At 65.7% G+C, this 23294-nt stretch carries 17 protein-coding genes and 1 pseudogene; 7 read left to right on the top strand and 11 right to left on the bottom strand.

Annotation, left to right across the window (positions count from 1 at the left end):
- Positions 1–19: 19 nt before the first annotated feature.
- From PGN12_14430 to PGN12_14415, 4 genes are all read right to left on the bottom strand, one after another.
- A complete protein-coding gene (locus PGN12_14430; protein MEH3105082.1) occupies positions 20–181 on the bottom strand; it encodes a hypothetical protein in 162 nt (53 codons plus the stop codon).
- A gap of 355 nt (positions 182–536) precedes the next feature.
- On the bottom strand, positions 537–953 hold the full coding sequence (locus PGN12_14425) for a zinc-binding dehydrogenase (GenBank protein ID MEH3105081.1): 417 nt from the start codon (positions 951–953) through the stop codon (positions 537–539).
- Positions 954–1016: 63 nt separating this feature from the next.
- A complete protein-coding gene (locus PGN12_14420; protein ID MEH3105080.1) occupies positions 1017–3545 on the bottom strand; it encodes a TonB-dependent receptor in 2529 nt (842 codons plus the stop codon).
- Between the two features lie 108 nt (positions 3546–3653).
- Positions 3654–5246, bottom strand: a complete 1593-nt coding sequence (locus PGN12_14415; GenBank protein ID MEH3105079.1) for a sulfotransferase — start codon at positions 5244–5246, stop codon at positions 3654–3656.
- Between the two features lie 49 nt (positions 5247–5295).
- Here PGN12_14415 and PGN12_14410 point away from each other — a divergent pair, with 49 nt between their 5' ends.
- Positions 5296–6576 carry an amino acid permease gene (locus PGN12_14410; GenBank protein ID MEH3105078.1) on the top strand — a complete coding sequence of 427 codons (1281 nt, stop codon included), beginning with the start codon at positions 5296–5298 and terminating at the stop codon, positions 6574–6576.
- Here the strand turns inward: PGN12_14410 and PGN12_14405 are convergent.
- Entirely contained in the window at positions 6548–8161 is a 1614-nt protein-coding gene (locus PGN12_14405; protein MEH3105077.1) for an NAD(P)/FAD-dependent oxidoreductase, read from the bottom strand. The two genes, PGN12_14410 and PGN12_14405, sit on opposite strands and share 29 nt — an antisense overlap.
- Positions 8162–8261: 100 nt before the next feature.
- Positions 8262–9482: an aromatic ring-hydroxylating dioxygenase subunit alpha gene (locus PGN12_14400; protein MEH3105076.1), complete on the bottom strand. Its 1221-nt coding sequence runs from the start codon at positions 9480–9482 to the stop codon at positions 8262–8264.
- Positions 9483–9530: 48 nt separating this feature from the next.
- On the opposite strand from PGN12_14400, the gene betI reads away from it, so the two are divergent.
- Complete coding sequence (gene betI, locus PGN12_14395) at positions 9531–10106, top strand: transcriptional regulator BetI (protein MEH3105075.1); 576 nt, start codon at positions 9531–9533, stop codon at positions 10104–10106.
- Between the two features lie 243 nt (positions 10107–10349).
- Here betI and PGN12_14390 read toward each other — a convergent pair whose 3' ends face one another.
- Complete coding sequence (locus PGN12_14390; GenBank protein ID MEH3105074.1) at positions 10350–12752, bottom strand: zinc-dependent metalloprotease; 2403 nt, start codon at positions 12750–12752, stop codon at positions 10350–10352.
- A gap of 121 nt (positions 12753–12873) precedes the next feature.
- Here PGN12_14390 and PGN12_14385 point away from each other — a divergent pair, with 121 nt between their 5' ends.
- The 4 genes and pseudogenes from PGN12_14385 to PGN12_14370 all read left to right on the top strand — a co-directional run bounded on the left by PGN12_14385 (position 12874) and on the right by PGN12_14370 (position 19332).
- Positions 12874–13359 (top strand): Lrp/AsnC family transcriptional regulator, encoded by a 486-nt coding sequence (locus PGN12_14385; protein MEH3105073.1) that lies wholly within the window; start codon positions 12874–12876, stop codon positions 13357–13359.
- A gap of 526 nt (positions 13360–13885) precedes the next feature.
- Positions 13886–16840 (top strand): TonB-dependent receptor, encoded by a 2955-nt coding sequence (locus PGN12_14380; GenBank protein ID MEH3105072.1) that lies wholly within the window; start codon positions 13886–13888, stop codon positions 16838–16840.
- 26 nt (positions 16841–16866) lie between these two features.
- Entirely contained in the window at positions 16867–18465 is a 1599-nt protein-coding gene (locus PGN12_14375; protein ID MEH3105071.1) for an amidohydrolase, read from the top strand.
- Between the two features lie 457 nt (positions 18466–18922).
- Positions 18923–19332 (top strand): annotated as a pseudogene (locus PGN12_14370) (IS5 family transposase).
- Between the two features lie 31 nt (positions 19333–19363).
- On the opposite strand, the gene PGN12_14365 reads toward PGN12_14370, so the two are convergent.
- Entirely contained in the window at positions 19364–19540 is a 177-nt protein-coding gene (locus PGN12_14365) for a hypothetical protein (GenBank protein ID MEH3105070.1), read from the bottom strand.
- A 97-nt stretch (positions 19541–19637) separates the two neighbouring features.
- On the opposite strand from PGN12_14365, the gene PGN12_14360 reads away from it, so the two are divergent.
- Complete coding sequence (locus PGN12_14360) at positions 19638–20135, top strand: tyrosine-type recombinase/integrase (protein MEH3105069.1); 498 nt, start codon at positions 19638–19640, stop codon at positions 20133–20135.
- A gap of 555 nt (positions 20136–20690) precedes the next feature.
- Here PGN12_14360 and PGN12_14355 read toward each other — a convergent pair.
- From PGN12_14355 to PGN12_14345, 3 genes are read right to left on the bottom strand one after another with little or no spacing between them, the layout of a single operon-like run.
- Complete coding sequence (locus PGN12_14355; GenBank protein ID MEH3105068.1) at positions 20691–21482, bottom strand: SDR family NAD(P)-dependent oxidoreductase; 792 nt, start codon at positions 21480–21482, stop codon at positions 20691–20693.
- A gap of 47 nt (positions 21483–21529) precedes the next feature.
- On the bottom strand, positions 21530–22384 hold the full coding sequence (locus tag PGN12_14350) for an SDR family oxidoreductase (protein MEH3105067.1): 855 nt from the start codon (positions 22382–22384) through the stop codon (positions 21530–21532).
- Between the two features lie 29 nt (positions 22385–22413).
- Positions 22414–23253 carry a class III extradiol ring-cleavage dioxygenase gene (locus tag PGN12_14345; protein MEH3105066.1) on the bottom strand — a complete coding sequence of 280 codons (840 nt, stop codon included), beginning with the start codon at positions 23251–23253 and terminating at the stop codon, positions 22414–22416.
- Positions 23254–23294: the final 41 nt, after the last annotated feature.

The raw sequence follows: 23294 nt of genomic DNA, 5'->3' as shown, positions 1-23294 counted from the left end.
AGACTCCGGTATCGACCGGCTACGCCTTCCCATAGGGCACCATCGCCAGCGAAGCGGCTGGATGCGCGCTCCATGCGCCGGCAAGCACGACGAGATCGAACAGCTTCGCGCCCAGCAGCGGTCCGCCCGCGAGGACGGCCAGCCAAAGGAATGCTCGCGTGATGCCTCGCCTGTCCGACATGTCGCCTCGCCCCGCTGGCCGGCTCCATCATCCGGCAGCGCGTTCGCAATGGCAATGCGTAAAGATGATCGTTCAACCATCCCGTTCAAGCAACGATTGCCTGAACAAATCGATGCTTTGCGCGCGCTTCATGGAATCGGCGATGGTATGCTGGAGTCGATGACGAACGCGACCTAGATGAAGCCCGACCAGATTAAGACGTAAGTACCCGTCGCGACGGGTGGTCACGCTCATGATCCAGCACCATCCGAACTGCCCCCTTCGCGGACCTCCGGCGCAAACTGGTTCATCGTCTTGCTCATACTGGCAGCACCTTCTCAGGAGTTGGAGGCTCGACCATTCCGGGCGGTTTCGATCACACCTCGAGCGCGACAAAGATCGCCGCGGTGCGCGGCTTGTCGTCGGCGGTGTCAAACGCTTCATTGATCCGTTCGAGCGGAAAGCGATGCGTGATCAGTTCCTGTGTCTTCAGCACGCCGCGTGCGATCAGGTCGAGCACCTCGGCCTCCTCGGGGCGGATGTCGTGCATCGCGAAGCTGGCGCTGGAACGAAGCCGGAGTTTCGACGTCTGGATGCGCTGCCATTCCAAAGGCATCGCAATCTCACCCTCGTCGAAGCCGCCGACGCATTCAAAGACCACGTCCGCTCCCTGTCTGCGCGCGAAGTCGTGCACCGCGGCGACCGGATCGCCGTCGTTCGCGTCGACTACCTCGTCCGCGCCGAGGCGTCGTGTGACGTCCAGCGAGTGCGCGACCCTGTCGACGACGATCACCGCCGCATCGTGCAACGGAGGAAGCAATCTCCGATCGCCCGGCCCCCGCTGCGCCGATCACCGCTAGAACTTCGCGCCTGCCCGGATGCCAATCGTCCGCGGCGCGATCGGGACGATGTACGGGCGCTGGTCGCACGCGCCGCATTGCTGGAAGCGTGAGATCTGGCCGCGTTCGTCCCAGAGATTTCGTATAAAAATCTCAAAGGTGTAGTTCGCCAGCTCGCCGCCGATCGACAGGTTTGCGCTGGTATAGGCTTGCAACCGACCCAGCGCCGCGGCCTTGTCGACGCGCAGGTCCGAGGATGCGGAGCTCTGGTGTGCGATCAAACCCTGTACGTAGGCGCGCACCGTGCCGATCGGCACCGCGTAACGCGCCGTGCCGCTGATTTTGAAGCGCGGTGTGATCGGCAGGCGGGTGCCGGCGGGGGCGAGCACCTTCGCGCCATCCGCGGCGCAATCGACGGAGTCGCAAAGCTCGGTGCGCGTCCTGGCGTCGGTATACGCGCCGGCCGCGGTCAGCGAAAGGCCGCCCAGGGTAACGTTGGTGTCCATTTCGACGCCGCGAATGCGCGCATCGGGTCCGTTCTGGATCACGGTGAAGCTGTTTTCACCAAGGAACGAGAACTGAAATTGATCCCAATTTTGCTGATAGACCGCCCCGTTGAAGCGGACGGTGCCGCCCGGTAGCGTGGTTTTCCAACCGATCTCGTAATTGGTCAGGAAGTCGGCGGCATAGTCGCCGACGTCGCCGCGGCGGTTGATGCCGCCTGGGCGGAAACCGCGCGAGGCGGTCGCGTAGAGCAGGACCGCGTCGGTCGGCTTCCACGTCGCGTTGAAGCGATAGGTGACGCCTTGGCCATCGGCGCGCTTGGGCACCACGCGGTTGCCATCGGGGACGCCGAGATTGACGCACGGGATCGCGCCGACATCGGGCGTGGTGAGGAAGGCGGTCGTGTCGCCGCCATTCAGATAGGCGTCGCGCAGCGTGCCGCCGCCCGCCATGTAGCAACTCGCCACGCCGGTGCGCGAACTGCCGGCGGCGTTGAACGGACTGGCCGTGTAGGGGCGGCCATCATCCGGGTCGACGCCGGGATTGCGGCCGAAGCCGAAGAAACCGACCAGCGAATTGTCGTAGATGAAGACCCGCCCGCCCGCGGTGAGCGTCAGCTTCGGCGTCAGATCGTAGCTCGCCTCGCCGAACACCGCATAATCCTTGTCGACGCGGTGCTGGCGCGTCAGCCACAGCGTCCCGGGATAGCCGTTGACGGACACCTGCGATCCGAGATTGGGAATCTGGTAATCCTGAAAGATCAGGTTGCTCTGCCGTTGATAAAAGGCGCCCGCGACCAGCCGGAACGGCTGGTCGACCGGCGAGGCCACGCGCACCTCCTGACTGAGCTTCTTGAAATGATCGCGGCCGATCACGCGCTGGCGCGGATCGATCGTGTTGCCGGCGTTGTCCTGATAATAGAAATAGCCGGCGAGCCCGCCCACCGCCGAATAGAGCGAGTCATAGGCTTCGGAATAATCGGTGTAGTCGCTCGACTGCACCGCGCGGCGATCGAGCAGCGCGCCGGCGTAGGTGACGTCCCAGTTGCCGAGCTTGCCCTCGATCGTCAGCGCCGCCTGAGCAAAGCGGTCACGACGATATTCGGGGTAGAAACGCTGCACCTCAAGGTCACCGACCTTGGGATCGTAGCCGTAGCTGCCGTGGCTGTTCTGTTCCTGGTAGAGCAGGGTCGGCGTCGCGGTCCAATTGTCGTCGAGATCGATCTTGAGCGCGGCGCGGCCGCCATAGGTCTCGGTGTCGTTATAGTCCTTCTCGACGAACGCGGCATTGTCGACGCTTATCCCGCCCGCTTCCGGCAGGAAGCGACGCGTGCCGGGGACGTTGTCGATGAAGCCGGCGTCCTTTTGGTAGAAGCCGACCATCCGCAGCGCGACCCGCTCACCGAACGGGATGTTGAGCATCCCCTCGCTGGTGTAGCCGATGCCGCCCGATCGCAGCATGTTCACCTCGCCATCGACACGGCCGTAGAAGCCGGCGGTGTCGGGCTTGTTGGTGATGATGCGGATCGTGCCCGCCTCGCTCGACGCGCCGTACAACGTGCCCTGCGGCCCGGCGAGGCTCTCGATCCGCGCGATATCGTAAATGTGGATGTCGAGCGTGCCGCCGATCGTCGTCACCGGCTGCTCGTCCAGGTACACGCCGACCGAGGGTAGCGAGCCCGAGTGATTGCCGTCGCCGCCCGATGCGACGCCGCGCATATAGACGGTGGTCACGCCCGGCTGCGACGACTGAAACGCCACCGACGGCAGCAGCTGGGTATAATCGTTGAAGTTCGATACGTTGAGCTGGTCGAGCCGGCGGGTGCCGATCGCCTGGATGCTGATCGGCACATTCTGGATGCTTTCGTCGCGCTTTTGCGCGGTGACGATGATGTCGCCGTCGGTCGTAGTGGCGGTCGGCTGTTGCGAGGGCGTGTCGGCAGTCGTGGTCTGGCCGGAGCCGGTCTGCGCCCAGGCAGGCATTGCAAACGCCGCCGACGCCAGCAACGGAACGAGCACGCGACGACGGAAGCTGACCACCACAACAATCCCCTTTGTTGCGACTATGTGACGACATGCTGCAGCGCGGCAGCGGCGCGGTCAATCCGGACAAGAAACATTTTATCTTAAATGCTTGGCGTGATGAAATTGTCACGCTGGCGAGGCGGGCCCGGGAGCAAGAGGATAACAGTCGATCACGTCGCCGAGCGCGTGCTCGAGCGGCCGAAGATGCGTGGCAAACGCCCGCCACGCGCGGTCGCCGCCGCGGAAGATCGGCTGCCGCACCTGCTCCGACGAGGCCGTCCGTACCGCGCGCTCGGTGCGATGCGAGGACAGGCAGGCGGCGTCGAACGGGAGGCCGCAGGCGTCGAGCAGCGCACGGATCTGCGGCTCGGGCGTATCGACCAGTTGTTCGTGGATCACGCGATGAACGCGGCCGGGCTGCACCGCGTCGACGTGCGCCATCATCCGCACATAGTCGCGGTAATAGCGCCCCATGTCGTCGAGTGCGTAGCTGAAGCCCTGACCGCGCGCGAAATGCTGCTTGAAGTTCGAGAAGCAGCAGGCGCGCGGGTCGCGCCGCGCGTCGATGATCGTGGCATTGGGAAGGATCAGCCGGATCAGTGCGACATGTGCCCAGTTGTTCGGCAGCTTGTCGACGAAATACGGACGGTCGGTGCGGCGCTGGACCGCGGTGCGGCGGAGATAGTCCTCCCCCAAAGCGCGGGCGCGCTCGGCGGTGAGGGCCGCGAGCCCGGCGGGATAGTCGGCGATGCGGCGGGCGAGCGCGGGCAGGTCGGGCAATTCGGTCGTGCCCTCGACCAGCGGGTGGCTGGCGAGGATCTGCTCGATCAGCGTCGATCCGGCGCGCGGCATTCCCAGCACGAAGATCGGATCGGGCGCGGGACAGCCCCAGCCGGCCCGGGCGGCGAAGAAGCCGGGGGTGGCGGTCGCGACGACCGTATCGACGAATTGCGTCGTCTCGTCGGCGTCATAGGCGATCTGCGTCCGGCGCAGTGCGTTGCCGGCGGCATAATGCGCGAAGGCGCGGTCGGGGTCGCCGCGCTCCTCCCATGCCTTACCGAGCGCGAAGTCGAGGTGGAACCGGTCCTCGGTCGTGATCGCCGGGTCGCCTAGCGCAGCGGTCATTTCCGCGACATCGGCATCGTCGAAGCGCACGGTCTTGAGGTTCGCGAGGCTCCACCAGGCCTCGCCCAAGTCCGGGCGCAAGGCAATCGTGCGGCGATAGGCCGCCACGCCGTCCGCCTGCCGCCCGACTGTTTTGAGCATATGACCGTAGCTCATCCACACCTTCGGCTGCGCGGGGGCCGCGGCGAGCACGCGTTCGTACAGCGCGATCGCCTCATCGAACCCGCCGAGCCGGCCGAGCGCGGCGGCCTTGAGATTGGCGTGGCCGAGGTGTTCCGGCTCCGCGGCAAGCAGCGTATCGAGTTCGGCAAGCGCGTCGACGGCGCGGTTCTGGCGGTAGAGTACGATCGCGAGATTGGCGCGGGCGGCGGTAAACCCGGGGGCGAGTTCGAGCGCGCGGCGCAGCAAGGTTTCGGCATCGCGATTGCGTCCGATCCGCCCCGCCAGCTCTGCCAGCATCCGGATCGCGCGTGCATCGAAGGGGTCGCGTTTCAGATAGCTGCGCAGCAACGGCTCGGCGATGTCGAGCCGATTGTCGTGGAGCGCCAGCGCGGCGTCGACTAGCAGGGCAGGGAAACGGGCAGGGTTGGGCATGGACGGACGAGCAGACCACGGCAAGACAACCGGATCAAGCGTCAAGCCCTTGGAAGAACAGGGAGCGCTCGGCTTCTGGGGTGCGCTGGCACTGGTGATGGGCAATCTGATCGGATCGGGGATCTACCTGCTGCCCGCCACGCTGGCGCCGTTCGGCGCGAATGCGACGTTCGGCTGGGTGATCACGATCGCGGGTGCGATGGCGCTGGCGTTCGTCTTAGCGCGGCTGGCGGCGGCGGTGCCGCAGGCGGGCGGCCCCTATGCCTATGCCGACGCAGCGTTCGGGTCGGCGGTCGGTTTCGCGACGGCGTGGAGTTACTGGACGCTGATCTGGGCGGGAAACGGTGCGGTGGCGGTCGCGGCGGTCAGTGCGCTGAGCGTCGCCATCCCCGCGATTGCGCCACACGCGGCGATCGCGGCGGTGGCGATGGTGTGGGTGTTCGTCGGTGTGAACGTGCGCGGGGTCGCGGCGGCGGCGCGGGTGCAGTTGGTGACAATGGTGTTGAAGCTGGTGCCGCTTGCCGCGGTGGCGCTGCTCGCCGGCTGGCTGCTGCTGACCAGAGGTGATGCGGCAGTGATACAGGATGCGCCGGTGCCGCTTGCGGCCGGGACGATCGCGGGCGCCGCGGCGCTGACCTTCTGGGGGTTTCTCGGCGTCGAATCTGCGACGGTGCCCGCCGACCGGATGCAGAACCCGGCGCGGACGGTGCCGCGCGCGACGCTGATCGGAACTGCGGCAGTCGGCATGATCTATCTGATCGTCTCGGGCGCGATCACCGCGCTGATGCCGCGCGCGTCGGTCGCCGCTTCGCCTGCGCCGATCGCCGACTTCCTCGGGAGCGCGATGGGCGGCGCGACCGCGCAGGTGGTGGCCTTGTTCGCCACGGTGAGCGCGCTGGGAACGCTGAACGGCTTCGTCCTGCTGCAAGGCGAGGTGCCCCGGGCGATGGCGCGCGGCGGGGTGTTCCCGCGCTGGTTCGGGCGGGAGAATGAAGCGGGGGTGCCGGTGCGGGCGCACGTGCTGGCGGGCGTTCTGGTGACGGGCGTCACGCTCGCCAATTACACGCGCGGGATGGGCGACCTGTTTGCGTTCGTCGCTGCGGTATCGTTGGCGGCGGGGATGCTCGCCTATTTCGTCAGCGCGCTGTCGGGCGTGGCGTTGCTGCGCGGCGATGCAAGCGGGCGTGCCGCGGGGATCGCGTCGGCCGCGTTCATCGCGTGGCTGTCGTACGGGCTCGGAATCGAGGCGAACGTCTGGGCGCTGCTGCTGCTGCTGGCGGGCATCCCCGTCTATTGGTGGGTCAGGCGCGCCGCCGCCAGCGCCCGATAAGGCTGCGGTCGGCGAGGATCGCCTGTGCGGCATTGTGGCCCGGCGCGCCGGTCACCCCGCCGCCCGGGTGCGTGCCCGATCCGCACATGTAGAGGCCGTGGATCGGCGCGCGATAGTCGCCATGCCCGAGCACCGGCCGCGCCGACCACAATTGGTCGAGGCTCATCCGGCCGTGGAAGATGTCGCCGTCGATCAGCCCAAACTTGCGTTCGAGATCGAGCGGCGAGTGGATTTGCCGCGCGATCACCGACTTCCTGAAGTTGGGCGCATGGCGGTCGACGGTGTCGATGATGAGATCGGCGACCTGTTCGCGCGCGTCGTCCCAGCTGCGGCCATCGGGCAGCTGCGGCGCGAATTGCTGGCAGAACAGGCTGGCGATGTGCATCCCGGGCGGGGCGAGGCTGTCGTCGACCGTCGTGGGCAGCTTCATCTCGACGATCGGCTCCTTCGACCAGCCGTAGACCTTCGCGTCGTCGAAGGCGCGGTCCATGTAATCGAGGCCCGGGGCGATGATGATCCCGGCGGTGTGGTGCTCGGCGCGTTCCTTGCCGGGCAGGACGGTGAAGTCGGGCAATTCGCTGAGCGCGACGTTCATGCGGAACGTGCCCGATCCGGTCTTGAACCCGGCGACGCGGCGGCGGAAATCCTCCGGCATGTCGCTGGCGTCGATCATCTGCCGATAGAGCATCGCTGGGCCGACATTGGCGGCGACGATCGGGGCGGCGATCTCTTCGCCGCCTTCCAGCACGATGCCGGCCGCCTTGCCGCCGTCGACCAACACGCGCGCGACGGGGGCGTCGAGGCTGATCTCGACACCGGCATCGAGGCAGGCGGCCTGCATCGCCTGCGTGATCGCGCCCATGCCGCCAACCGAATGGCCCCAGGCGCCGAACTTGCCGTTCACTTCGCCGAAGACGTGGTGGAGCAGGACATAGGCCGAGCCGGGGGTCGAGACGCCCGCGAAATTGCCGACGACCGCGTCGAACGCGAACGCTGACTTGACGTGGTCGTCCTCGAACCAGCCATCGAGGAAGTCACGCGCGGACTTGGTGAAGACGTCGAGAAGATCGCGCTGCGCTTCGATGTCGAGTTTGGCCAGCGGCCAGCCCTGTCGCGCCGCCGCAACGACCTCCGCCAGCCCGCCGCCGGCGTTGGGTGGGATCTTGAGCGCGAGATCGCGCAGCACCTGCGCGACGCGTTCGAGCGCGGCGTCGTAGCGGGGATAGGCGTCGGCGTCGCGGCGGCTGAAGCGCGCGAATTGCTCTTGCGTACGCTGCATCCCGCCGCCGAGCGTGAGATAGGTGTCGGGGAAAGGGAAGAAGTTGCTGATCGTCCGCTCGATGATCCGGAACCCGCGGTCGTGCAGCTTCATGTCCGCGATCACCTTCGGGCGGAGCAGGCTCACGGTGTAGCTGGCAGTCGAGTTGCGGAAGCCGGGGTGGAATTCCTCGGTCACCGCCGCGCCGCCGACGACATGGCGACGTTCGAGCACGCGGACCTTCAGCCCGGCGTGCGCGAGGTAGAAGGCGCACACCAGCCCGTTGTGTCCACCGCCGATGATAAGTGCGTCGTACTTGTCCGTCATCTTTCCCCCGTCGCCCCTGCGCGGGCAGGGGCCCATGTCTGTTTCGTGTGTCCTGCCGTCCCGACACAGAAGCGGCGCGTCTGTGTCGGACCTTCCTCGTTCATTCGACAGCCATGGGCCCCTGCCTGCGCAGGGGCGACGGCGAGGTGCGTGACCAGCCCGGCGGCGGCGCGCGGTGGAGGCGCGCCTCCGGGATGCGCGCGCGGATCTTGGCGGCGAAGCTGCGCAGGCATACCTCGCTCGCGCCGATCGGGCCGGCGGTGTAGCTGGAAGAAGCCATGCCCTGTTGCACCCGCTCGATCAGCCAGGTGTCCTCGGCGTTGACGGTGCGGTTGATCCGCCAATTGGCGTAGCGCGTCAGCTTCATCTCGCGGCGTGTGTCCGGCAGCGCGAAGGTCATTTCGCGCAACATGCAGGTCGTGGGCGTGAGCGGGAGCCATTGCATGAAGTCGATCTGGTCGGCGTAGATGTCGAACGCCATGTTCGGCCACAGCTTGTAATAGAGCCACAGCCGCTGGTTGGCCTCGGGCAGATGATCGACGCGCGGCAGATGCGTCTGGTAGAAGCGCTCCCACGGATCGTCGGACGGACGATCGGCAAGCTGCCCGGACATCTTGTCCACCCACCCCGCCGCCTCGATCGCATAGCTCTTGCCGAACAATCGGGTCAGCCCGTCATGCGCGACCGGAATGTGGAGATTGTCCGAATAATTGTCGCCGACGTTCTTCCAGTTCACCGCCCGCGCGCGATGCCGCACGTCGCCGATCCGGCGCATGTCGGCGAAGCGATAGGGCGCGATCTCGTGGTCATAGGGGGCCATCATCTCGGCAACACGCGGGCCGCCATCGTCCTCCAGCCGGACGAAGACGAAGCCGCGCCAGCGGTCAATGTCGACGGGGACGAGCCCGGTTGCCGCCATGTCGAGCGCCGGATAGTCGCGGCGCATCGGTACGCCGCTCAGCCGTCCGTCGAGTTCATAGGCCCAGGCATGGTACGGGCACACCAGCTTGCGCGCGCAGCCGGCATCGCCTTCGACCAGCCGCATCGCGCGGTGGCGACAGACGTTGTGGAAGGCGCGGATCTCGCCATCGACGCCGCGGACGACGACGACGTTCTCGTCCAGATACGACAGCGTTCGCCATGCGCCGGGCTGGTCGAGGTCGCTTTCGTGGCAGACGATCTGCCACGATGGCCGGATGACGCGTGCGCATTCCAGCGCATAATATTCGGGATCGGTGTAGAGCCAGCCGGGCAGGCTCCAGTCCGCATCCGGATCGGCGCAGGTCGGATCAGCGGTGGGCTGCTCGGCAGAACGAAGCATAGGAGGTTCTCGCGTGCTTGTTGCACGATCGTATAACAAGGTAGGGCGTTGAGCAAGCGCGCAAGTCCTGACGACCGGCGGCGCGACCTGATCGAGGCGACGGTGCGGGTGCTGGCAGAGCGCGGCGCGGCGGGTGCATCGGTGCGGACGATCGCGGCGGCGGCCAATGTGTCGCCGGGGCTGGTCACGCATCATTTCGGCGGGGTCGATCGTCTCGTGGCCGCGTCCTATGACCATGTCGCGGCGCGGGTCGCAGCGGCGCTGGAGGCGTCGGTCGATGCCGCAGGGTCTGCACCCCGCGCACGGCTGGGCGCCTATGTCGCCGCGAATTTCGCCGCCCCCATCGCCGATCCGGCGCTGCTCGCGACATGGCTCGCACTCTGGAGTCTCGCGCGCGGCGACGCGGCAATGCTGGCGCGGCACGAGCAACATTATGCGGGGTTCCGCACGCGGCTGGAGGGCTTGCTGGCCGAATGCGGCGTGCCTGCAGAGCGACTGCGATTGGCCGCGATCGGGGTTACGGCCCTGGTCGATGGCTTGTGGCTGGAACTGTGCCTGTCGCCCGACAGCTTCGATGCAGAGGAGGCGCGTCGGATCGCGGCGGAGTATCTGGCGGAGTTGTAGGCGCAACCCGCTTGCCGAAGAATGGCGCCGTCCGATTTCGACAAGTCGGTGAACAGCGACGGATAAGAAGCGATGCCCGCCGCGATATTGCGGTCGGCCCGGGGGCGACCTCGACTGGAACAGGATCACCGGGGCGCTCGTCCGGCGCAACGGCTGCAGGCTAGTCGCCGCGCCATGATCGCCAAGGGCGCCCGGGACGCCAGCGATATAACGCGAGAGAGCTTGTTCTCGAGTGCGGGCCTTTCACCCGATCGGCATGCCCGGCGGGATCGCGGGCGCGGAGCGCGACGCCGGCGCGAGCGCGCGGTCGAGCGCGCCCTTGTCGCCGAGCAACCGCGCCACGCCTTGCGCCCAGGGGTCGCGCTTGTCGCGCGCGAGCCGCTCTCGCGTCGCCAGCAGCGCGGCGTCGAGCCGCAAGGTCACGTCGCCGGCGGTCGCCGGCGCGCGCGCCGCGGCGGCGATCGCCAGGACCGTGCGCAGCGCGATCCGCTGCGCCACCGCATCGTCGTGTCGCGCCACCACGTCGCGGTCGAGGCGGTCGAGCAAGGATTCTACGCCGGGAAGCGCTGGGTCGGCGGCGTGCTGGAGGTGGAGCCGGGTGAGCCGCGATGGCGACAGCAGCGTCTCGAGCGTGACCTGCGCCGCGACGTCGGTCGCAACCAGCGGATCGAAGACCGCGCCGCCCGCGGTGTCGAACACCTCATTGTCATATTGCGGGTCAGCGCTGCCGTTGACGCCCGACGACAGCGTCAGCGCCAGCGCGGGCGGCACGGTGAGCGCGGCAGGGGCGAGCGTCGCCATCAGCGCGTCGAGCGCCGCGCCTTGCTCGGCCGCGGTCGCGCGTGTCGGGGGCGGGGCGCTGTCGCCCGCGGTGGCGTAGCTATAGTGAACCCCGCCGAGCGTCTTGCCGATCGCCGCCACGGCGTAGCGGTGGAACAGCCACAATGGTACGAAGCTGCGGCGCAGGTCTGCGAGCGGCGCGCCGGCGTGGAGCACGCCCGGACCGAAGCGCGCCAGCGCGACGCGGCGCACCGCCATCACGTGCGCGAGGTCCGCGGCCGAGTCGGTGCCCTCGGTCCACATGCTGTCGCCCGGCACCGCCAGGCTCGAGTCGCGCCCGTCGATGTCGGTGAGGTAGCGCATCCCCGCGGCTTGTGCCGCCTCGGCCTTGGCCGCGGCGGTGACGTCGGGATCGGTGCCGGCAGGCTGGCCATAGAGCCAGTCGACCGTAAACTTGTCCCACGCGCCGATGCCGCTGGCATAGGCGTCGGACAGGTCGATCTCGTCGCCGTTGAGCGCGATCTTGGCGAAGGGATAGTCCATCACCGAGGCGCGATCCTGCGTGCTCGCGGCGAAATTGTGCGCGAAGCCGAGCGCGTGGCCGACCTCGTGCGCGCCGAGCTGGCGGATTCGCGCCAGCGCGACACGGACCGGATCGTTGGCGGTGCCCTTGTTCTCCTCAGCGAGGCCGACCAGGCCCTCGAAGATCCAGATGTCCTGGCGCAGCCGCAGTCCCTCGAGCACGACATTGCCCTTGATGATCTCGCCGGTGCGCGGATCGGTGACGCCGCCGCCATAGGACCAGCTGCGCGTCTGGCGCTCGTTCCAGTTGACGACATTGTAGCGGATGTCCTGCGGATCGGCGTCGGCGGGCAGCACGCGGGCCTGGAAGGCATCGATATAGCCGGCCGCCTCGAAGGCCTGGTTCCACCACGACACGCCTTCGATCAGCGCGCTGCGGATCGGCTCGGGAGCCTTGTTGTCGATGTAGAAGACGATCGGCTTACGCACGCGCGACCGCGCCGCGCCGGGGTCGAGCTTCTCGATCCGGAAATGGTTCGCATATTGCTGCAACACCGGCGCGCCGAGCGGCGTGTTGAACTCGTAGACCGGGGTGGCGAACGTGCCCGACCGGATGTCGAACTTTCGCGGGACGAAGCCGGGGGCGGGCAATCGGACCAGCGAATGGTGGACGGTGAAGCTCACCTGCCGCCCGTCGGGCGCGATCGTGTCGACCTCCTTGCCCGGCGTGTCGGAGCCATAGGTCTGCACCGCCTCCACCTCGATATTGTCGGGGAACGCCTTGACCGACCCCGGATCGACCGCGCTGAGCGCATCGATCAGCTTGAAGCCCTTTGCCTCGGCGTTGAGCCGGTCGGCGAGCCGCATCGTGTCGCGGACCAGAAACGGCGCGAGGTCGATCGTGACGGCGCCGTCCGCTGCCACGGTCGCAACATCGAGCATCGCCACGGTGCTGAACGGGAAATCGGCGCGTGCGCCGCTTCGCTCGAGCGCATCGCCGGACGAGCGATAACGCGGGTTCTCGAACACGACCGCGACCTTTCTGCCGAGGCGGCGGAATGCCAGCAACTGTGTGTCGCCGACCATGCCATGATCGATCCGGATCGGCGCCGAGCCGAGTCCGGTCTTGAGCGCGGTGGCGTAGAGGAAGCGTCCCGATACGCCGTCCTCATCCGGGCGCGGCAAAGTGACGAGCACCTTGCCCTGTTCGCGATCGACAACCACCGGCAGCAGCGTCGGCGGGACGGCGGCACGCTGCTGTGCCGACGCGCCGATCGCGCCTGTGCCGGCGGTCAGGAGCAGCGACACGCCAAGCGCGCGGCGAAGACGATCGATGGTGGTCATGCGGCCCCTTTATTCTTCGAGTTAATGAACGCTAACACAGATGGCGTTGCGCATCCCGTTTCTTTCGATCAATTTCCTCGACGTCTTTGATGGTTTCAGACGCTGAATGCGGGGGTATGCGATGGATTTCACGACAACGGAGATCGACCAGACCGACTGCCGCCTGCTCGGCGAACTGTCGGCGGACGGGCGGATGTCGGATGTCGCGCTCGGTGAGCGGGTCAATCTGTCGAGCACCGCCACCGCACGCCGGCGCAAGATCCTCGAGGAGCGTGGGTTGATCGCCGGCTATACCGCCAGCCTTGATCTCGACCGGCTCGGTTATGGCATCATGGTGCTGGTCTCGATCGAGCTGAACTCGCAGGCGGAGCATGCGCTGATCGAGTTCGAGGAGGCGGTGATGCAATGCCCGTCGATGAGTTTCTGCAGCTTCGTGTCGGGCGACACCGATTTCGTGATGATGGTGCACGTGCGCTCGTTCAACGATTACGACCGGGTGTATCGTAGCGAATTGTCGCGCCTGCCGTACGTCGCCAAGATCCGCAGCAGCTTCATCATGCGGCAGGTCGCCCGCCGCGGCGTGCCGCCGGTGGTGTTCGAACGTTAGGACCGACCGACGCCAAACCTCCTCACGGCTGACCAGCCGACACGATGATTATCGGCCTTCCGTCGCGCCGAACTTCGAATAGAGCGGTTTTCCGGTGGCGGTCGATCCGGCTGTGGCGCTCGCGAGGACGGGTTGCAGAGGGCGCTCGTCGGGACCGTGCGCGATCCGAAAAGCGGGATTCGCCAGCCGCATACGATTGCACCGGTACGAAAGTTACCGATCCGGTACTTATGCAGGATTCGCTGACGATCTTTTCCTTACACGCCGGAAATCATCACAGGGGCGTGAAAACCGAGTGATTTTTCCGAGGATCGCCCACCCCCTTACGTGCAAGCTTATGATCATCGATGGGGCATCGTGCGCAGCAATGTTGCGCGGAACGCCCCGTCGACACGGTTGCACCCGCTAAAGTCGGGGCAAGTCGGGCCGCCCGGATCGTGCCTCGCAAGGCGCACACGAGACGACCCGTAGGCCGGGGAGAGCGATGGCGGCAGGGCTGGTCGATTCTTCTCGGGGGTGTTCGGACATGCAGGCAACATCAGCCACGGCGCGGCGGCGGCGCAACGCGGCGCGCCGCGTCAACATGCTGCTGCTGGGAACGGCAGGAACGATTTGGGGCGGAGTCGCCGCGGCACAGGTGCCCGTGTCGTTCGCGCCACCTACCGGGGCGATGGGGGGCGGCGTCACGGCGGACGCCGCGGCTATGGCCGCGGCGCAGGATACCGGCGCCGACGACGTTCCGTCCGACGACATCGTCATCACCGGCAGCCGCATCGTCCGCGACGGCTATAGTGCGCCCACCCCGGTCACGGTGCTCGGTGCCGCCGAATTGGCCGCGCAGCGCCCCGCCAACGTGTCCGACTTCGTCAACCAATTGCCGTCGATCGCGCAGGGCAGTACCGCGGCGAACAGCTCCGGCTCGCTGTCAAACGGCCTTGCCGGGATCAACTCGGTCAATCTCCGCGGGCTCGGCGCCGGACGCACATTGGTGCTGCTGAACGGCCAGCGCTCGGTTGCGTCAGCGGTCAATGGTGTGGTCGACGTCAACACCTTCCCGCAGGACCTGATCGAGCGCGTCGAGGTGGTGACCGGTGGCGCATCGGCACAATATGGGTCGGACGCGGTCGGCGGGGTCGTCAACTTCATCCTCGACGAAAAATATCGCGGGGTGAAATTCGCTGCCGATACCGGCATCACCGAGCGCGGCGACGGGCACAATTACCGCTTCGCCGCGACCGTCGGGAAATCGCTTGCAGGTGACCGACTCCACCTGCTCGCCAGCGCCGAATATTTTCATCAAGATGGCGTCGCGACGATCGCGCGTGACTGGAACGACCGCGGCTACTTCCAGATCAACAATCCCGCCTACACGCCCGGCAACGGCCTGCCGCAACGGCTGGTCGGAGAGGGCTTCGGACCGGCCACCTATACCGCTGGCGGGCTCGTCACCTCGGGGCCGTTGCGTGGCACCTATTTCCTTCAGCCGGGCACCACCGGGCAGCTTAACTACGGCACCACCAACGCGACCTCCTCGCCGTGGATGGTCGGCGGCGACTGGCGCACCACGCTGGCCGGGCATGTCGGGACCAACTCGCTGTTGCCTAACGAAAAGCGCATCAGCCTCTTCTCACGGGTTGGATTCGACGTAACCCCCGACGTGCAGATCTACGGGCAGGTATCGTTCAATCGCTACGAAGGGCAGAGCTTTTACCAGCAGACGCCGAGCACCGGCGTCACCATCCGTGCCGACAATGCCTATCTGCTGACGCAATATCCCGAAGTCGCCGCGAGGATGGCGGCGGCGGGGGTGTCGACACTGACGATCGGGACCTCGAACGCCGGCTTCCCGGTGCCCGGCAGCGACAACCGTCGCGACGTCTACCGCTATGTCGGCGGCGCGAAGGGCAAGCTGAGCCTCTTCGACCGCAGCTGGTCGTGGGACGTCTATTACCAGCACGGCCTGACCAAGTCGCATGAGGAACTGACCAACACCTGGAACAACGCGCGGATGGCGTTGGCGCAGGACGCGGTGCTGTCGGGCGGGCAGATCGTCTGCCGCTCGACGCTGACCAACCCGGGCAACGGCTGCGTGCCGATCGACCGGCTGGGCACCGACGGCCCATCCGCGGCCGCGCTCGGCTATATCTATGGGACGGCGCAGCCGCAGCGCGATCAGTCAATCCAGCAGGACGTCGCCTCGGCGAGCATGAGCGGCACGCTGTTCGATCTGCCCGGTGGCGCGGCGGCGATCGCGTTCGGCGGCGAATGGCGCAAGGAGCAGATCGACGGCAAGGTCGACCCGCAGTTCAGCTCGGGCTGGCTGTACGGCAATTACCTGGTCAACCGCGGCGACTATAACGTCAAGGAAGGCTTCATCGAAATCGACCTGCCGCTGTGGCGCGGGCTGAACGTCAACGTCGCGGGGCGCTACACCGATTATTCCACGTCGGGGTCGGTGTTCACCTGGAAGGCGGGCGCGACGTTCGAGCCAATCCCGGACATCAAGTTCCGCGGCACCTACAGCCGCGACATCCGCGCGCCCAATCTACAGGAGCTGTTCGCCGCGGGAACCGCGCGCACCAACACCGTGATCCTGCCCGCCAACGCGCCGGTTACGGGATCGCAGCAATTCCTGGAGAACACCGTCGGCAATCGCGCGCTCGATCCCGAGAAGGCGAAGAGCTGGACGGTCGGCGCGGTGGCGACGCCGCGCTTCCTGCCCGGCTTCACCGCCTCGTTCGACTATTACGACATCCGCATCAGTGACGCGATCGGCACGATCACGGCGCAGAACACCGTCGATTTCTGCTATTCGGGAACGACGCAATATTGCGACAACATCGTCTATTCCGGTGGTGCGCTCAGTTCGATCGTGATCCAGCCGTTCAACTTCGCCAGCCAGGTGGAGAAGGGCTTCGACATCGCGGTGAGCTATCGCCGCGACCTCGCCGAGATCGCCTCCTCGTTGCCCGGCCGGCTGACGATCAACGGCGCGGTGACGCATTATATCGAGAATGTCATCGACAACGGGATCTTCCCGGTCGACTATGCCGGGGTCAACGGCGGCAGCCTGTCGGGCACCTATTCGTCGCCGAGCTGGCGCTACCGCGTCAGCGCCTTCTACGAGCTCGACGCCTTCACGCTCAACCTCGTCGGTCGCGGATTCGGCGCCGGCGTCTACGGCAACGATTATATCGAGTGCACGAGCGGCTGCCCGACCTCGACGACGCGCTACCGCACGATCAACGACAACAATATTGGTGGCGCCTTCTACCTTGATGCCTCGCTGGGCGTGAAGCTGCGGTCGGGCGGGCGCGAGGGATCGCTGACCTTTATCGTCACCAACCTGCTCGACAAGGATCCGCTGCTGGTCGGCAACGGCCCCGACGGCAACAACACGCCCGCTTATCCGCAGACGTCGCGCAGCCTTTACGACGTGCTCGGCCGCAGCTTCCGCGTCGCCTTCACCACCAACTTCTGACCGCCGCAACCAACGGGAGATACAATATGACGAGGTTCCGCACCGCCGTGACCGCGCTGTTGCTCGGGACACTGATCGCGCCGCAGGCTGCGCTGGCGCAGGCTGGCAAGGCGCTGAAGCGCGAGGCCGAGGACAAGGTCGATGCGCAAGCCAAGGACATCCAGGTGATGGTCGACCAGGTGTTCAGTTTCGCCGAACCCGGTTTCCAGGAGGTGCGCACCTCGGCGTATCTGGAGGATGTGCTGGAGAAAGCGGGCTTCACCGTGACGCGCGGCGTCGCGGGCATCCCGACCGCCTTCACCGCGACCTGGGGCGAGGGCGGCCCGCTGATCGCGCTCGGCAGCGACATCGACGGGCTGCTGGGCGTATCGCAATATCCCGGCATGGCCGAGGCCAAGGCGATGGTCGAGGGTGGGCCGGGCCACGGCGAGGGGCACAATGCCGGGCTGCCGCTGGTGATCGCCGCTGCGATCGCGACCAAGTCGGTGATGGAGAAGCACCACATCCCGGGCCGGCTGATGATCTGGCCCGGCGTCGCGGAGGAGTTGCTCGCGACCAAGGCCTATTATGTCCGCGATGGGCTGTTCAAGGGCGTCGACGCCTGCATCTTCACGCATGTCAGCAGCGAGTTCGGCACCGCTTACGGCGACTTCGGCATGAACGGGATGGTTTCGGTCGAGTACCAGTTCAAGGGCAAGACCGCGCATTCGGCGGGGATGCCGTGGGAAGGGCGCTCGGCGCTGGATGCGGTCGAGCTGATGAACACCTCGTGGAACTACCGCCGCGAGCATCTGCCGGTCACGCAGCGCTCGCATTACGTCATCACGGATGGCGGCGGGCAGCCGAACATCGTGCCCGCCACCGCGTCGGTCTGGTATTACTTCCGCGACCGCAGCTTCGGCGCGATCAAGTCGATGTTCGAGACCGGCAACGAGATTTCGGAGGCCGCCGCGAAATCGACCGGCACTACGGTGACCCACCGCGTGCTGGGTTATGCCGCGCCAAATTTCGGCAACAAGCCGATGGCCGAAGCCGCTTATGCCAATATTGCCGCCGTCGGAATGCCGCGCTGGTCGGCCGACGATCAGCTGTTCGCCAAGGCGGTGCAACAGGCCAACCAGCGCAAGGTCGAGCCACTCAAGGCGAAGGTCAGCGACCTGTCGACCCCCGAGAACCGCCCGCAGTCGATCGGCGGCGGTTCGGACGATATCGGCGACATCATGTGGGCGGTGCCGACGATCACGATCCGCTTTCCGTCGAATGTGCCGAACATGATTGGCCACCATCTCACCTCGGCGATGGCGATGGCGACCCCGATTGCGCATAAAGGCGCTGTCGCCGGGGCGAAAGCGGTGGCGATGACGGTGCTCGACCTGATGACCTCGCCCAAGCTGCTGGCGCAGGCGAAAAGTTACTTTCAGGATGTGCAACTCAAGACCGACACCTACGCGCCGCTGATCACCGCGCAGGACAAGCCCGCGATCTGGCTCAACGAGAAAGTGATGCGCGACATGCGCCCGCAGCTTGAAAAATTCTACTACGACCCGGCGCGCTACCCGAGCTACCTCGAGCAACTGGGTATCAACTATCCAAATACCTCCCCGATCGTAAAGCCTGCGTCGTGAAGTGCCTGGCTCAGAACAGCCGAAAGAAAAGCGTTTAAAGATTGAGACGCAAAGATGCTTTGGTCGAAATTTAGTGCGTGGAGGCTCGGCTCGTGTTTAATATAGATGGGCTATTTTAAAGGTTTGACATCGTTACATGCGGATATTGAAACTTTTTGGGAGCCTGTAATGGGTATGTGTAAGTTGCCTAGTGACATCGTTGTGCAGCTTGTCGAGAAATGCCCTTCTCAGACAGACGAGGCGCTACAAGAGAGAGATTCGGCATAAGCTATAACACCTGGCGGAAGATATTTGAGGGAGGTGAGATTAGGCGATCGGTTGCGAATCGATTGATCGAACGGGTGCGTTAGCCGTGTTGAAACACGGTCGAGGGCGCGACTAAAGCTAGGCTCAGGACTTATCAAATAGCTTGCATGATCGGTGGTGGGTTGACTCATGGGCGGTGGATGTGCCGCCGATGACTGATCTGTTCTGGCTGACGGACAAGCAGATGCAGCGGATTGAGGCGTGTTTTCCGTTGTCGCATGGCGTGCCGCGCGTGGATGACCGGCGGATCGTCAGTGGCATCATCTTCGTGGTCCGCAACGGCCTGCGTTGGCGCGATGCGCCAGCGGCTTATGGTCCGCCCAAGACGATCTACAACCGGTTTATCCGCTGGAGCCGGATGGAGGTGTTCCACCGGATATTTGCCGGACTGGCGGCCGAGGGCGGACCACCGGATCAGCTGATGATCGACGCCACGCATCTGAAGGCGCACTGGACGGCAGCCAGCCTGCTCAAAAAGGGGCTCTTTCCCGATGTATCGGGCGCATCAGGGGCGGCCTGAGCTCCAAGCTGCACGCCGTCTGCGACGATCGTGGACGCCCGCGTGTCATGCGGCTCATCGAGGCGACGTCGCTCAGTCATCGAGCCGGCGCACGGCCATCGTAATCTTGGCAAGAATCGTATCGTTCGACCGGAGAATCGCGCGAAACCCTGCGCTGTCTGGCGTGCTCACCGAATCATGGAGTTCGGCGGTGACCGCTATCTCGGCAGGCGCGGGCTGTTCAAACGAACAATTGAGCCGCCCGAGCATCGCGCGACTGTTCGCCGTCAGCCATCCCGCGCATCGCCAAGTATCAGGCGCATCATGCGCTAGGTACGCGTGCGCGCCTCGCATTGGAGATCATGCTGTGGACCGGGCAGCGGCGCGGCGACGCTCGGTTGCTTGGACCGGAGCAGGTGAAGAACGGCCAAATCAATTATCGACAGGGAAGACGGGAACGGACCTGTGGTTGCCCGTCGCTCCTCAGTTGCTTGAAGCCATCGCGGCCATGCAGCGGGTGGGCCTGAAAACCATCCTAGTCACAGATTACGGCAAGCCATTCAGCAAGGCCGGCTTTGGCAACAAGATGCGCGAGTGGTGCGACGAGGCAGCGTTGCCCCAGTGCACCGCGCACGGCCTGCGCAAAGCGATGGCGCGGCGGCTTGCGGAGAGCGGCGAGAGCCAACAGTCGATCAAGTCTGTCGGCGGCTGGAAGGCCGATGCAGAGGTCACAACCTACACCGCCGGTGTCGATCAGCGCCGGCTCGCTTCCGCTGCAATTGGCAGGCTGTCAAACCCGGATTTGGCTAATTGTGCAACCGAGTTAGCCAAGCATCAATCGCAACCCTCTGAAAAGAAGAACTAATCCGATGAAGATGGTGAGCCCTACGGGAGAAATCACCATGGCATCGGAAGCGAGAAAATTCAGATGCTTAGATCGTGTGCCCCCAAAGCCTTTATACCAGTGGGCTCGACCTATTCTTATACCTGCTCACCATCCACACCCCGACGTCGTCAGGGTGTCTTTCTTCATAGGCCTTCGTCGCCTGTCAGTCATTCAGTAATGCGGATTATCACCAGCGACCTAGAAATTTCGGGGTTTTGTGGTGGTTAGCGGACCGGCCGCTTTTGGGTAAAGCAAGGCGCATAGCTGACGCTGGCTACCGCGGCCCCCGTACCGATTGGGATCCCATGCGAGACGGGATCCCGAAACCTTGGGGTGTCATCTCGCCCTCAACCGGACCGGCCACCAGCGGCGCATTTTTCAACAGCCCCGGTCGATTTTCTGGCGGTCTGGCTTTCCGTTTCGCCACGCTCGACAAGCAGTTCGGGAAACGGCACCCGCCTTGCCGTCTGTCGTGCAACTCGCGCATTGGTAGTGCTGACCGCCCTTCCCAATCGGGGTAGGACAAACTGAAAGTCAGGCGATCGTATCCACCACACCGCCGTCAACGCGTAGCGCCGCACCGGTGGTCGCGGACGCCTGTGGAGAGGCGATGTAGACGCACAGGTTGGCGACTTCCTCGACCGTGGCAGCACGCCGAATAATCGAGGACGGTCGGTGCGCCTTGACGAAATCGGCGCCAGCCTCTTCCAACGATTTGCCCGAGGTCACCTCGTCCGCCAGTATTTCGGCCACGCCCTCCGACAATGTCGGACCGGGAAGGATGGCATTCACTGTTATACCCGTACCTGCCATGCGCTTGGCTAGGCCACGCGATAGGGCAAGGTCGGCGGTCTTGGTCACGCCGTAGTGGATCATGTCCGCCGGGATGTTTAGGCCGGATTCCGAGGACAGGAACAGCACGCGACCCCAGCCCTTGTCCCGCATCCCGGGCAGATAGGCTCGGGACAGGCGCACGCCCGACAGCACATTGACCCGGAAGAAGCGTTCCCACTCCGCGTCCGGCGTCTCGAAGAAGTCCTGCGGGCCGAAGATGCCGGCATTGTTGACCAGGATGTCGACCGCCGGAAGCGCAGATACGATGGCATCGCATCCGGCTTCCGTTCCGACGTCTCCGGCCACACCGCGCACATCGGCATCCCCGAACTCACGCTTCAGCTTGGCAACAGCCTCCTGGGTGCGGCTCTCGTCGCGCCCGTTCAGGACGACGATCGCCCCGGCCGCCGTCAACCCCTTCGCAATCGCAAAGCCAATGCCGGCCGTCGAACCGGTCACGAGCGCCGTCTTGCCGGAAAGGTCGATGTTCATGCGCTATCTCCAGGGATGATCTTTATCGGTCGGGGTTGTCCGTAACGTCAGCCCTGCGCGGCGAGTTGCGCCCGCACGGCGTCGGCCAGCGGTGTCGTCGGACGTCCGATCAGCTTCGAGAGTTGGTGGCCGTCATCGAACAGCGCGCCCTTCGAGGCATCGACGTCCCATGCCGCAAGTCCCTCGGCGAAGCCCTCGGGCAGGCCGACCTGCTTCAGGATCGCAGCGTAATCGGCCTGCGGCAGATCGCGGTACGGGATGTCGCGGCCGGTCTGGCGCGATATCTCGGCGGCAAGGTCGGCGAGCGTCACCGCGTCGTCGCCGGCCAGCTCATAGGTCTTGCCCTCATGGCCGTCGCTGGTCAGCACGATGGCTGCGGCTTGGGCATAATCGGCGCGGGTCGCGAGCGACAGGCGTCCCTCGCCAGCGCTGCCGACGAGCGCGCCATTCTCCAGGGCTGCGGGAATCGAGCCGGTGTAGTTCTCGGTGTACCAGCCATTGCGCAGGAGGGTCGTCGGGATACCGGAGGACGCCAGCAGCGCTTCGGTCGCACGGTGCTCCTCCCCTAGGCTGATCGGCGATCGGTCGGCGTGCAGCAGGCTGGTGTAGACGATACGCTTGATGCCCGCCGTCTTGGCGGCCTCGATGACGTTGCGGTGCTGTGCCTCGCGCTGCCCGACCTCGCTCGACGAGATCAAGAGCAACGTGTCGATCCCGGCCAGTGCCGGAGCGAGCGTCACAGGCTGCGTGTAATCGAACGCGCGTGCCTCGACACCCAGGTCGCTGGCCTTTTCGGGCGAGCGCACCAGCGCCACGATCGGCTCGCCGGTCGACTTGCGCTTCAGGCTTTCGATGACGAGGCGGCCAAGCTGGCCGGTCGCGCCGGTGACGGCGATGGTCATGATAATTCTCCTTCAGTGACGCGGTGAGATCAGTTGAAACGGAAACCCGAGATGGCGGTCGACAGCACTTCCTCGGCATAGACCCGGGCGCCTTCGCCTTCGGCCGCGCCGGCCGCGACCATCAGGGGCAGCAGATGCTCCTCCTTGGCGGGCGGATGGGCGAACCGCGCCGATGGCGCATCCGCCCAATGCGCCAGACGCTCGGCTCGCTGCGCACCATCCAGTTCCATGCTCTCGGCCAGCCACTGGTCGAACGCCTGCGAGCCGGGCGTCGAGCGCGGGTCGCCATAGGCGCGCATGTTGTGGAAGCTCATGCCCGAACCCAGGATCAGCACACCTTCCTCACGCAGCGGCGCGAGGGCGCGCCCGGCAGCGACATGGAGGGCCGGGTTCAGCCCCCGCTCGACGGACATCTCGATCAGCGGAATGTCGGCATCCGGAAAGGCCACCTTGAGGGGCACGAACACGCCGTGATCCAAGCCCCGTTTCGCGTCGACAGACGAGGGGATGCCCGCATCCTTGAGCAGGGCCGCGGCACGGGCGGCGAGCGCGGGCGAGCCTGGTACGTCGTAGCGCAGCTGATAGGTATGGGGCGGGAAGTTGTAATAGTCGTAGATCAGCTCGGGCCGTTCGGCGCCGGTCAAGGCAAAGCCGTCCGTCTCCCAATGTCCCGAGACGACGAGGATACCCTTGGGCTTCTCGGCAAGCGAGTTCGGCAGGCTGCGCAGGAACGCTTCCATACCGCTCCACACGCCGCGCGGATCGTCCATGAAGAAGCAGGGGCCGCCGCCATGCGGGATGAAGTAGGTAGGCTGGACGCTCATGGTCATACACTCCGGTGCAGGCGCCACGGAAGCCGCCTGGATCATTGTTCGATCTGTTGACCGGGATATGTGCCCACTATCGCGCA

Source organism: Sphingomonas phyllosphaerae, assembly GCA_036946405.1.
Lineage (GTDB): Bacteria > Pseudomonadota > Alphaproteobacteria > Sphingomonadales > Sphingomonadaceae > Sphingomonas > Sphingomonas phyllosphaerae_D.
Note: the sequence above shows the minus strand (reverse complement) of the source record. Positions and strands in the feature narration are given on the sequence as shown.

What these genes read in the sequence shown, in the direction of transcription:
- PGN12_14430 (MEH3105082.1), bottom strand. Translation starts at nt 181, where the DNA reads ATGTCGGACAGGCGAGGCATCACGCGAGCATTCCTTTGGCTGGCCGTC.
- PGN12_14385 (MEH3105073.1), top strand. Translation starts at nt 12,874, where the DNA reads ATGGATTTCACGACAACGGAGATCGACCAGACCGACTGCCGCCTGCTC.
- PGN12_14365 (MEH3105070.1), bottom strand. Translation starts at nt 19,540, where the DNA reads ATGCTCGGGCGGCTCAATTGTTCGTTTGAACAGCCCGCGCCTGCCGAG.
- PGN12_14375 (MEH3105071.1), top strand. Translation starts at nt 16,867, where the DNA reads ATGACGAGGTTCCGCACCGCCGTGACCGCGCTGTTGCTCGGGACACTG.
- PGN12_14380 (MEH3105072.1), top strand. Translation starts at nt 13,886, where the DNA reads ATGCAGGCAACATCAGCCACGGCGCGGCGGCGGCGCAACGCGGCGCGC.
- PGN12_14415 (MEH3105079.1), bottom strand. Translation starts at nt 5,246, where the DNA reads ATGCCCAACCCTGCCCGTTTCCCTGCCCTGCTAGTCGACGCCGCGCTG.
- PGN12_14390 (MEH3105074.1), bottom strand. Translation starts at nt 12,752, where the DNA reads ATGACCACCATCGATCGTCTTCGCCGCGCGCTTGGCGTGTCGCTGCTC.
- PGN12_14400 (MEH3105076.1), bottom strand. Translation starts at nt 9,482, where the DNA reads ATGCTTCGTTCTGCCGAGCAGCCCACCGCTGATCCGACCTGCGCCGAT.
- PGN12_14405 (MEH3105077.1), bottom strand. Translation starts at nt 8,161, where the DNA reads ATGACGGACAAGTACGACGCACTTATCATCGGCGGTGGACACAACGGG.
- PGN12_14350 (MEH3105067.1), bottom strand. Translation starts at nt 22,384, where the DNA reads ATGACCATCGCCGTCACCGGCGCGACCGGCCAGCTTGGCCGCCTCGTC.
- PGN12_14345 (MEH3105066.1), bottom strand. Translation starts at nt 23,253, where the DNA reads ATGATCCAGGCGGCTTCCGTGGCGCCTGCACCGGAGTGTATGACCATG.
- PGN12_14355 (MEH3105068.1), bottom strand. Translation starts at nt 21,482, where the DNA reads ATGAACATCGACCTTTCCGGCAAGACGGCGCTCGTGACCGGTTCGACG.